This window comes from Sporosarcina sp. FSL K6-6792, from assembly GCF_038004885.1.
Lineage (GTDB): Bacteria > Bacillota > Bacilli > Bacillales_A > Planococcaceae > Sporosarcina > Sporosarcina psychrophila.
Window position 1 is genome coordinate 3851906 of sequence record NZ_JBBOSA010000001.1, and the last position, 12266, is coordinate 3864171.

Genomic DNA, 12266 nt, shown 5'->3' on the forward strand with positions numbered 1-12266 from the left:
CTCAACTCCAAAACGAGCATGAAAGTTAGTGCAATACATTTTCATGCTGGAAATGACATGAGAAAAGATAAATAACCTCCGACCAATTGCTGGTTAGAGGTTATTTGTGTTATTTTTCATCATACGAAATACATAAAAAACGCACATTGTTATCAGTATAATTATACCAATAATGCAGGTCTCGGGAATCAACCATAATGGAGTCGAAGGCATCGAGTGTATGTAGTTTTTCTCCGATTTGTACTGTCAATTGTCCCTCGAGAACATATAAAAACTCCTGTCCTTCGTGTGTGATGGGATCACCTTCATTTTGATCAGGTTTCATGACAACAAGGAGTGGTGTAAATGCTGGTTGATTCATCTCACCGCTCAAATCTTTGTAATAAATATTATGTTCATTCGTCCGCATTGGAACGGTTGAATTCCGATGCACTACTTCTTTTTCTTCGTTTGGGTCGATGAAAAAGTAACTTGGATTCACTTCGAGAGCAATGGAAATCTTTTTAAGGGACTCCAGTGTTGCTGACGATTTCCCGCGTTCCAGTTGAGATAAAAAGCTAATGGAAAACCCGGTCATTTCAGCTAGGACTTTCAATGTCATACGTCTTTTTGTTCGAATTTCCTTTATTTTAATACCCAAGTTACTATCTTGCATTTAATCACTCCTTTAAAAAAATGTTGACAGAAAATTTTATTATCAATATGATAGAATTAATCTAAATTGAAGTGACACTTCAATTTAGTTAACAAACAAAGGGGAGTTTGGTATGGATAAAAGAAAGATGAATCGCGTATTGCTTGCGAGTCTTATAGGGAGCTCTATTGAATGGTTCGATTACTTTTTATACGGAACGGTAGCGGCACTTGTTTTTAATCAAGTATTTTTTGTTACCGAAGACCCGTCAGTCGGGCTAATACTAGCGTATGCATCGTTTGCACTCGCATTCTTCATCCGTCCGTTCGGGGGAATTATTTTTAGTCATATTGGTGACCGGATAGGAAGAAAGAAAACACTTGTCCTAACACTTTCGCTGATGGGTGTTGCAACATTCGGAATGGGGCTATTGCCAACATACCAAGCAATCGGTATTTGGGCGCCGATTCTACTGATTACACTACGCTTGATTCAAGGGTTAGGAATCGGCGGAGAATGGGGTGGAGCGTTACTGCTCGCTGTCGAATATGCACCAAAAGAAAAACGTGGACTTTATGGCAGTGTACCACAAATGGGAATTACAATTGGGATGTTACTTGGAACAATTGCACTTTCGATTATGACACTTCTTCCGGAAGATTCATTTATGACATGGGGATGGCGAGTTCCATTCATCTTGAGTGCGTTGCTTGTTGTGTTTGGGTTATGGATTCGTAAAGGAATTGACGAAACACCGTCGTTTAAGGCAGTACAGGAAAAAGGGGAAATTCCGAAAGTACCGCTATTCCATACGTTAAAATATCACTGGCGTGAAGTACTCATCGCAATTGGTGCAAAAGTTGTTGAAACTGCACCATTTTATATTTTCAGTACATTTGTTGTATCTTATGCAACGACAAATCTTGGGTTCACTCGGACAGCAACATTAAGTGCGGTTATGGTCGGAACAATTGTTACAACGATCTTAATACCGATTATGGGCGCTTTGTCTGACCGTGTTGGTAGAAAACCATTGTATGTATTCGGCACAATCGCCATGGCATTGTATGCGTTCCCATACTTCTGGTTAGTGAAACAAGGTTCGGTAACACTTCTAGTTATTGCAACAGTAATTGGACTGGGCGTCATTTGGGCACCGATTACCGCAGTTCTTGGCACAATGTTATCAGAAATTTTCTCTGCAGAAGTCCGTTATACGGGTATTTCACTCGGTTATCAGATTGGTGCAGCATTAGCTGGAGGAACAGCACCACTTGTTGCAACGGCACTTTTACTTAAGTTCAACAACTCATATGTCCCAGTCGCACTGTATATTATCTTTACTGCAGTCGTTTCATTGTTAGCGGTTTGGGCTGTAAAAGATCGTAAAGGTCAAGAGTTGGACGCATAAATTAAAAAAGGTGGTATAAACATGCTTTTATTGAATGAAAATGAGATTCAATCTATTTATGGAATGAAAGAAGCATTAGTAGACATCGAAAAGGTTTTACGTTCTAAGGTGGAAGGGAAGATAAAGAATCCGCCACGGACAGTCGTTGAATTCCCAGAGCATAACGCATCTTCATTGTACATGCCTAGTGCTGATCTAGTAGAAGAAGTAGTTACTGTGAAAACGGTTACAATTTTCCCGAATAATCCAGCAGTTGGAAAGCCGACAACTCAAGGAGTCGTACTCGTGACGGATGCACAAAACGGTGAGCATCTTGCATTAATGAATGCATCGTATTTGACGAGATTGCGCACGGGTGCACTTAGCGGATTGGCGACAGCGAAATTGTCAAAGTTGAATTCAACTGTTCTAACAGTTATAGGGACGGGTGGAATGGCATTTGAACAAGTTCTTGGTGTTCTAGCAGTTCGCGATATCAAAGAGATTCTCCTTGTTAATCCGACAGAAGAAAAAGCGGTGAAGTTTGGAGAAAGACTTCAAGCATATGGAATTAACGATGCAATTCAAATCACTATTGTAAGGGATGTAGCTGACGCGGTTCGTCGTGCAGATATCATTTGTTGCAGCACTCGGTCTACTACACCAGTTTTCAACGGAAACGACGTTAAGCCAGGGACGCATGTTAATGGGGTTGGATCGTATTTACCACATATGAGAGAAGTAGATTTCGAATTCATTCAACGTGCCAGTAAAATTGTCGTTGATGATCTGGAAGGTGTAACAGAAGAGGCTGGGGAATTGATTCACGCTGCTAATGAGCCCAACTGGGGATTCGAAAAGATTCACGGGGAGTTAATGGATGTTGTTATCGGAAAGTTAGATGCTCGCACGAATGATGAAGAGATTACTTTCTTCAAATCTGTAGGTGCGGCATATTTCGATTTGGCCGTTGCGAAAGGCGTCTATCGAAAAGCGAATGATCAAGGCATCGGGGTACAATTTGAGATATAAGTAGTCGGGAAATAGGAAAGACACCATTTTGATAGTTCAAATGGTGTTTTTTTCTGTGGTGCATTTGTATGATTTTTACGATTTGTAATGAGTTCCTTCTATTATAGAGCTATATTTTTAACAATGGCACTCGACGGGTTGGGAGATAGAAGTATGGTAGACTGTTTTAAGCGTCCGGTTAACGGGTATAGAATACTATAGGTGAATGAAGCGCTCCTCGTTCTAGGCGATGTCGGTTGCTGTTTAATTCATCCTATTTACGTTGTTCCAGTACTGCTTAATCTGTTTGCACCTTCTAATCTAGCAAACAACTATACCCATAAATTGGACCATGATAGACTTCAAACTACATGCTACGATAAGGGTGCAACAAAAAGGTACATAAGCAGTACCACTAATATTTGGTAATTCACATGCGATACCATAGTTTTTAAGAGGAGGAAATTATTTTATGTCTAGTAATCAATCAGCGAAGTACAAAAAGTTTATAGTAGGTGCTGCATCTGCAGCATTGGTAGCGTCTGCGGTAGCACCAGTAGCAAGCGCGAAAGATTTCAACGATACGAAAGGTAACACACACGAAACAGCAATCGACGCACTATCTGATGCAGGTGTTATCACAGGCTATCCAGACGGTTCATTCTTGCCAAACAAAACGTTGACTCGTTCTGACGTTGTGAAATTGATGGGTAAATGGCTTGTATCTGAAGGTTATAAAGTACCGACAGACTATAAAACTAACATGCGTTTCAAAGACTTGAAACCAACATCAAATGATGAGCTATTACAATATGCTGCAGTCGTAAAAGAAAATGGCGTATTTAACGGGAGTAACGGTAATCTATTAGCAGGCGACAACATCACTCGTGAAAACATGGCTGTTGTTATCGTTCGTGCTTTTGATACAGTTGAAGACATAGAACTCGTAAAATATGTTAAAGATCAAGACTTCAAAAAAGACGTTACTGATCTAGCAAAAGCAAAAGCTGAAGCTCGTACAGCAATCGACGTTCTTGATTTCTTCGATATCACGAACCCAGCTGCACCTGCTTTCAACCCTAAAGCCACAACAACTCGTGGACAGTTTGCTACGTTCTTACACAAAACTATTAAAACAGACTTCTCTGAAGTTAAAGCACCTGTAGTAGATGTTGATAAAGTTGCAGTGGATGCAGCAGCTGAACAAGTTAAAGCTGGCGCAGTCACTGTTGCTCGCGGGAACTTTGCAACTGATGCTAACAAACAAGCAGCAGTAGAAGCATATGTTAACTCACTTGTAACTGAAAAAGACGTAGTAGCAACAGTAGTAGCTGGTAAAACTGCTGGAGAATATGTTGTGACACTTACTAAAGGTGAAGCAAAAGCAGAGAAAACTATCGCTGTAACATTTGACTTCGCAGCAGACGATCGCTTTGTTACTGAAGTTAATGCATTGAACGCTACACAAGTTGAAGTTAAATTCAGCGCAGCTGTAGATGCTAGTGACATTGCTAACAAAGTATCTATACAAGGCGTGAAGTTCACTTCTCAGTCTTTGTCACAAGATGGTAAAACTCTTTCATTAACTGCTGAGAAACCAGTTAACGCTACAAAAGCAACAGTTGTTGTTGAACCGATTAAAACAAAAGCAGATGCAAAAGTTAAAACAGATAAATATGTATCCACAATTACTTATAAAGATGAAGTAGCTCCGACAATTGCAAATGTTGAAGCGAAAACAAGCGGTAACGTTGCAACAAGCCTTACTGTAAAAGCTTCAGAACCGCTTAAAGCCAATACAGGACTCGTTAAAGTTAACGGTGAGTATGTAACTGCAAACTTTGCTGGTACGAATACTGCTACAATTGCAGGCCTTACTCTTGAAGCGGGAAAAACACATACAATCGAACTGATTAACATTGAAGACTTGGCTGGTAACAAAACAGTTTCAACTTCAACTAATTTCACTGTAAGTGTTGATGCAACTGTACCAGCGGTTACACTTACTGCAAAAGGTGAAAAAGAGATTCTTGTTACTTTCAATAAATCAATGAACGTAGCATCTGTAAAAGAAGCATTGAAAAACGGCTCAGTTAAAAATGAATCACTTGCACCTGTAACAACGGGGGAAGTAAAAGTAGTTGCTGATTCTAATGATACGCAGTTCTTGATTCCAGTAACTGATGCTATCTATGCTGATAAAGCTAGCAGATCGTTCACTGTCGTATTGACAGATGCAAACAAAGATAAATTAGGTAATAAAATCACAGCTACTACACAGAACGTAACACTTACAAAAGACACTGTGAAACCAGTAGCAACTGGCTATAAAGTAATCAAAAACGACGCTGGTAAAGTTACTTCAGTTGAAGTTGACTTCAGCGAAGGATTAGCTGCAGGAACACCTGCATCACCAACAATCGTTAGCGAAAATGGTGTAGCTGTATCGAACTTCCTTGGTGGATTCACTACAACAGTTAAAGCAGGAGATACAAAAGTAGTTTATACTGCTAAAACTCCAGCTGTAGTGTCTGGCAAATATGCATTATCATTTGGGAAAGACTTAGTTACTGACCAAGCGGAGACTGCAAACAAATCAGACGCATTCAACTACACAATTGATTTTGGACAAGCAGAAACTGCAACTTCATTTGAATTAAAATCAGTTGAAGCAGAAAAAAATGTGATTAAAGTAACATTCCCAGAAGCTGTTAAAGGTGGAGCTGTTGCAAACTCTGCGACAGATCTAGCTAACTACACATTAGCTGGTAAGCCACTACCGGCTGGAACAACAATTACATTAAATGGAGTTCAGACGGTAGCAACAATTACTTTGCCAACTGATTCTGTTGAGAAGGCTGATCAAGCAGCTGTGTTTACGGTAGCAAACATCCAGTCTACTTCTGGTAAAACATTAAAAACTTATACTGGTACAGTTAAAGTTGATGATAATGTTCAACCATTATTAAACACGGCTTCATTAACGGCAGATAATAAATTAACATTCGGTTTCAATGAAACACTTGCTTCGACTCCTGGCATAGAAGAATTGGTATTTAAAATTAATGGTAAAACTGTAACAACACTTGCTACATTACAAGCACCTGCTGACCTTGCTTTGATTACTGGTACAGGTTCTGATGCTGGAAAATATGTTGTGAACTTTGATGCATTAGTACGTCAAGGTACAGCTGCTGTAGCAGGAGCTGATGCAAAACTAGGAACAGAAGATGACGAAGCTGCAACTCCATCTTATATCGACGTTAATAATAACGGCATATATGAATCTACAATTGATGTTAAAATTGCAGATGGTCCTGCTGTTGGATTCAAATATAGTACTTCACCAATAATTAGTTCGGTAACTGTTTCTACAGTTTCAACTGGAACTACGACTACAGATGTATCAACCAATGTTCTTAAAACTGGTGTTACTGTATCCGCAAAATAAGTTTAAGTAACATTAACTAACGCGATTGAGATAAGTTGCTAGTATTTGGTTCCAACACGATTCAAATAACTATCTACTTAATCATGAGTGGGAATTAATATTAAGGTTAGGGAAATCCTCTCAAGTATTTGACAACTTGGGAGGATTTTTTTCTGTTTGAAAAACTTAGCGCAGGTCCTTTAACGGAGGCATCCCAAAAGCGCCGATGCGTAATTCAAGGAAATCTTTGCGTCAACTTATATGTACAAAAAAAGCGGAACAAGCTCATCCCTGAGCTCGTTCCGCTTTTTCAAATCTACCTACTTACTTCTTCAAAGCCTCAGCTTTTTCAAACTCTAACTCTAATTGTTTCATATACTCTTCCATGCTGATTGCTTTTTTGATAACATCAGCAGGAACTTTGATTTCTTTAACTGCGTTAAAGTTGCTGAACGTTCCTTCAAGAAGTAATTTAATAGAGATTGTATCCTCATCCACCGTCATTGTAATATTTGCAACTGCAGATGTATCAAGTGGGAACAATGTCTTTTTATCGATTGTAGAAACAACATAGAATTCCTCGATGTTGAAATCTAGACCCTCAAGACCAATTACTTCTTCAGTAATTTCTCCCTCAGTAGCCTCTTCTTCAACGACAACTGCTTCATCAGTAACAGTTTCTTCAACAACTGCTTCTTCAGTAGCTTCTACAGCTACTTCTTCGATAACTTTCGTTTCTTCAGTTTTAGCTTCTTCAGTTACAGGAGTAGCTTTTACATCTTCTGATACTACTGGTTCAGTTAAGCCTGATCCTAGAAGTAAAGAAGTTACTTCTTCCATCATAGAAGCGAATTCTTCGTTAGAAATAGTTTGTGTCATTACATATACATCATCGTATTCAAAGATGTTAACGCCTTTAGTGAATTTCTTTTGTAGCTCTTCTAATTGTGCAAGTAGATCTGTTTGTGTTGAAAGATCAAGTAAACCTTTTGTTAGTTCATCATCATGCTTGACCCATACATCACCGATTTGTTGGAAATAACCATCTTTTGTGAGGTACATAGAAGAAACATCTTCAATTGCTTCTCCTGCAAAGTCTGTTGATGCTTTAGTAATTGTATAGAATGATAGTGGCTCGTTGATTTGGTCCATCTTGATATCCATAAGCATGCTAATTGCTTCATTTTCTTCAAGAGATGACTCCATTTTCATGTCCATTGTTAATGCTGAAGAAACACTTTTCAAGTCTGCTGCAGCAGATTTCGCTAAGAATGCAGCGACGTCTTGTACACGGTTTGTCGTAACGGTAACCGTTTTTTGATCTTCAGAAACTTCAACTTCAAAACCTTCTAAAGTTGCTAAAAACTCACCAGAAACATAGTTTCCTGCGTTTTGCAAAGTAAGAGGGAATTCAGTGTCCGCTTTCTTGCCGTCTACTTCAATTGAACTTGCAGCTGCATTGAAATCAACAGTCAAGTACGTGTTTGTTACGTTAACTTTACCTGATTTGTCCTTAGCAACTTTATAGCCAGCTTCCTTAAACAAATCTTCCACCGGAATTAAAACTTGATCGTGTGACATAAAGGGTTGCTCGTAGCTAGTAACCTCGACGCCATCTACTACTAACTTCATTGCGGATGATTGTGCAGCCGCTGATCCGTGTGGCAATGCGAACGATAGTGCGAAAACGAACGCCAATGCCCATGTAATAATTTTCTTCATTGAAATAAAACCCCCATCAAATTATTGGTAAAAAACCTACTAAGTTGTAAGTATACTACCATTTACGAGTATATTCCAGAAAGGTTTCACTTATTACGAAATTAATCTGAATTTATTATTGTCGTTTAAGTAGTTTGATAGATTTAACAAAGGGTATCGATATATAAATGAATTATTAAAAAACTCTAAGTCGTTTCTGGAAAGGCGGTGAATTGAGTGAAGAGAATATTTATTGTTTGTGTGACTTGTATAACATTCTATCTCGTATCACCAACTTTTGTTCATGGTGAGAAAATGCCGATAGAAAAGTCTGAAGGCTTATTGGCTGGTACTTTGAAGAATGTCGGTGCAGAGTTAAAAACCACAACAGAGTCAATTGGAATGGTAGTAGAGGAGCCGGTGCATGGCGCTGGAGAAACAGTTAAAGACACAGTTGTTTTTACAGAACAGACTGTTAAGAGGTTGTCTGAGCCAGCGAACAGTGAGACTGAGTCATCACTACTAAAAAATACAAAAAGTTTACTAGAAAACACGGTTGGCAACACTTTACCTGTTGTGGAAAAAACGACTGAAGCAGTAACTGAAACGATTAGAACTACGTCAACTGAAGTAACGAATACTGTAGATTCTATCGTAAATGAATTACCGGAAATGCCTGTGGTCACTCCAGTTGTTGAAGGAGTAAAAGAATTAGGGAAGCAAACAACGACTGAAGTACTTAAAACGGTCAATCTGACAGTGGATTCTGTTGTAGCTGAATTGCCGACTGTCCCTGTTGTTACCCCGGTTGTAAAGGAAGTTGGAGATACGGTTAAGGAGACGGTTTCTGCGGTTCAACCAAATCAGGTAAAACCAGTTGCGAATGAAACAGAAAAAAATTCGGACAGTATTCCAATAGATGCAGTTGTAGAGACTAACGAGACGGTAAGTAAAGAACCACAAAATGATAGCGGGACAATGAGTATGGAGAGCGATAAATCCTACCAAAGACAAATAAACGCAACACGTATAATTCTAGTGGAAGAAACAACTGATTTGATTAAACAGGAGGACCCTGTAATGGAAGAACAGTCAGGCCTTAGTGATAGACCGAATAGACTTCCTGATGAAGCGGAAATAGTTAGTGCTCTTCCTATTTCAAAAGCTACTTCAAATCCCGTTTCTATGAAAATAGTAGCGCTACAACTAACAAATTATACGGGTGGTGACGCTGTTAACTTCCAAAAAGAGGTGGATCAAAAGTCTACTCTGCCAACCGAACCCCGACAAAAATGGAAAGATCTTTCGGTAGCTACCATAACATCGTCCATGTCCTCAATAGCAACTTCTCCATTACAAATAAGTGGACACAATGATTTAGGTTTTGGGGTAGTAGTTGATGTATTTTTATTACTTATTTCAAATGGTAGGCAATGGATGCCATCAGATGACCATGCGATGATTCAATGGACACATGCTCCTCCAGGGCAACCGCCGCAACAAACTCCTTTTTTAAATGTGAAACAAACATTATAAAAAAGGAGAGGAATAATAATGAAAAACAATTGGATGAAGTATGCTGGGGTGACTTTAGGGATGTGCTTGACACTGAGCTTCTTCCCCTCATTTGTGAATGCGGATGAAACAGGAGAAGATAACTCGTTGAATTTGGATATTAACCTACTGAATGACAAGGAAGATAAGGCCACAATTGTGGATATTCAAGCGGATAATATTCCGATTTTAGGAGACCTGAAAGCACAGATTCCAGCAAAAAGTCCAGTCTCTGCGAATACCAGCGATGTAGGAGAGGATAATCAACAGAAATCTGCCCTTGCAACAATCGAATTGACCAATCCAGATGGGTTAATCGACGATCTGGATGTCTCTGTCGTGGAGCAAAGCAGTATGCGAGACGAGAACTTTGCTGCAAGCAAAAGCTCACTCGCATCGGTCAACTTATCGACGCCGATCACAAACGAAGTCGAGTTGGATGTTCTTCTTTCAGATGTACAATCAGGCGATGAAACCTCATCGTATGATGGTGGATTAGTAGAGTTGAATGCAGAAGATCTGCCAGTCCTTGGAGAAGTACATGCAGGCGTTTTGGATAGTCACTATAAAAACGCTGAGGAAAGTACATCATTGTCATCCGGTTTGATCCAAGCCGATTTAGATGATGGGTTATTGGATGAAACTTCAGTTGATGTCCTCTCTGTGGATAAATCCATGAATGAGGAAAGTAGTCAACAATCAACGGCTTTAGCATCTGTCAAAGCCGATGACGATTCACTTGGTGGACTAATCGACGATCTGAATGTCTCCGTCATGGAACAAAGCAGTATGCCAAATGAGAACTTTGGCGCAAGCAAAAGCTCACTCGCATCGGTCAACTTATCGACACCAATTACAAACGAAGTGGAGTTGGATGTTCTTCTTTCAGATGCTCAATCAGGCGATGAAACCTCATCGTATGATGGTGGATTAGTAGAGTTGAATGCAGAAAATCTGCCAGTACTCGGAGAAGTACATGCAGGCGTTTTGGATAGTCACTATAAAAACGCTGAGGAAAGTACATCATTGTCATCTGGTTTGCTACAAGCCGATTTAGATGATGGGTTATTAGATGAAACTTCAGTTGATGTTCTTACGTTAGACAGGAACACAGATGGAAATATGATAACTACTAAACATAGCGCTGTTTCATTAATTGTTGGCAACGATGCAATTGGAAATATCAACGTCGATATCCTAACAAATGAAACTATGCAGCCCGGATCAACCGAAGGAGATACTGAACTGACTCCACCTATAGATGATGCAACTGGCTTAACGCCAGATGAAGGTGGAGACGGCGCAACCCCAAATGAAGAAACAGTCTCACCACCAAAGACTGAAGATGTTACCGGTTTAAAACCAGGCACTGACGCAGGTGGTGTGTCACCCAATGTAAATATAGAGGAGCAAACGCCGAGTACTGTGACCGATGGAATTACACTCAATGAAAATGCGGAAGGCATAAGTGACGACACAGTCGGAATAACACACAGTGGAAACAGTTCCAGTTCACTATCAGAGGAGGAAACTGATGGTATAGTATGGGACGCAACTGGTTCTAATGCAATGTCAGAAGCTATTGCAATGGATACAATTGGCGTGAACCAAAATCCTCCATTCAGCAATGGAATGGGACAAGTATTGCCGAAAACGGGAGGGTTTTTCGATAGTATAATCCTTTCTTTACTAGCCTTGCTTCTTCTTGCAACTGGACTGGGTATCCGTCGATTTGCTCATTAATCCAAGTGATTTCAAGAGCAAGGGAGCGGATGCGTAGATGAAAAAAACAATGAAATGGCTAGGAAACATTATGATTATGACGAGCATTTTTTTGCTGGTGTGGTTGATTGCGGGAAATATGACTAGCAAACAGCAGCAAAGCCACCTTTTAGATGCTTTCGATTCGGTCAAGGCAGAAGCCGATTTTGAAAGGACTATACCAGCTGATGAACAAGGGCCTTTCGGTGGGGAAAAACAAGAATCCCGTGAAATTGAGGGGGTATTGTCCATTCCTGTCATCGATCTAGAATCACCAGTGCTGTATGGAGCCGATCCGGTTAGCCTAAGTAAAGCGTTGGGTGCCGTAGCAGATATGGATGAGCCAGGTGAGTTAGATGGCAGTTATGCTATCGCAGGTCACCAAGCCCATGTGTTTGGTGCGTTCTTTAATCGTCTTCATGAAGTTGAAGTTGGTACTCGCTTCATTTATGAAACAGTTGAAGAATCCATGGAATTCGAAGTTTTTGATGTGAAAGTGGTCAAGCCGAATGAAGTGAATGTCCTTGATCGAAAAAAAGGTGTCGCGCTGCTCTCGCTAATTACGTGCTATCCTGCGAACTCGAACAAATATAGACTTGTAGTCCAAGCGAAGAGAGTGGATGCGGTGACACCATAACGAACCTTAGAATTCAGTAACCCCCTTAATGTCACATAGTTGACAATAAGGGGGTTTTTCTTTGAATTGTGTCAGGATTGTTGTGATGACTGTCACCACACATGTGAACAGTTTGTGAAAGCCTTTGCAAGTTGTTTGACAACACAAA

At 39.9% G+C, this 12266-nt stretch carries 8 protein-coding genes; 6 read left to right on the forward strand and 2 right to left on the reverse strand.

Annotated features, from left to right (window positions below; translation table 11 throughout):
• Positions 1-109: 109 nt before the first annotated feature.
• Positions 110-655 (reverse strand): helix-turn-helix domain-containing protein, encoded by a 546-nt coding sequence (locus tag MKZ26_RS18640; protein WP_340767129.1) that lies wholly within the window; start codon positions 653-655, stop codon positions 110-112.
• Positions 656-767: 112 nt separating this feature from the next.
• Between MKZ26_RS18640 and MKZ26_RS18645 the strand changes: the two genes are divergently transcribed.
• From MKZ26_RS18645 to MKZ26_RS18655, 3 genes are all read left to right on the forward strand, one after another.
• Positions 768-2045, forward strand: a complete 1278-nt coding sequence (locus tag MKZ26_RS18645; RefSeq protein WP_340740648.1) for an MFS transporter — start codon at positions 768-770, stop codon at positions 2043-2045.
• A gap of 21 nt (positions 2046-2066) precedes the next feature.
• A complete protein-coding gene (locus MKZ26_RS18650; protein WP_340767130.1) occupies positions 2067-3056 on the forward strand; it encodes an ornithine cyclodeaminase family protein in 990 nt (329 codons plus the stop codon).
• A gap of 451 nt (positions 3057-3507) precedes the next feature.
• Positions 3508-6486, forward strand: coding sequence for an S-layer homology domain-containing protein (locus tag MKZ26_RS18655; RefSeq protein WP_340767131.1), 2979 nt, complete (start codon positions 3508-3510; stop codon positions 6484-6486).
• A gap of 303 nt (positions 6487-6789) precedes the next feature.
• Here the strand turns inward: MKZ26_RS18655 and MKZ26_RS18660 are convergent, their stop codons facing one another.
• Positions 6790-8187: a DUF6612 family protein gene (locus tag MKZ26_RS18660; protein ID WP_340767132.1), complete on the reverse strand. Its 1398-nt coding sequence runs from the start codon at positions 8185-8187 to the stop codon at positions 6790-6792.
• A gap of 216 nt (positions 8188-8403) precedes the next feature.
• Between MKZ26_RS18660 and MKZ26_RS18665 the strand changes: the two genes are divergently transcribed.
• The 3 genes from MKZ26_RS18665 to MKZ26_RS18675 are packed head-to-tail and all read left to right on the forward strand — an operon-like array spanning position 8404 to position 12118.
• Entirely contained in the window at positions 8404-9702 is a 1299-nt protein-coding gene (locus MKZ26_RS18665) for a hypothetical protein (RefSeq protein WP_340767133.1), read from the forward strand.
• 18 nt (positions 9703-9720) lie between these two features.
• The gene (locus MKZ26_RS18670; protein WP_340767134.1) at positions 9721-11463 is read left to right on the forward strand and encodes a hypothetical protein; all 1743 of its coding nucleotides are present in this window, start codon (positions 9721-9723) and stop codon (positions 11461-11463) included.
• A 37-nt stretch (positions 11464-11500) separates the two neighbouring features.
• The gene (locus tag MKZ26_RS18675) at positions 11501-12118 is read left to right on the forward strand and encodes a class D sortase (RefSeq protein ID WP_340767135.1); all 618 of its coding nucleotides are present in this window, start codon (positions 11501-11503) and stop codon (positions 12116-12118) included.
• Positions 12119-12266: the final 148 nt, after the last annotated feature.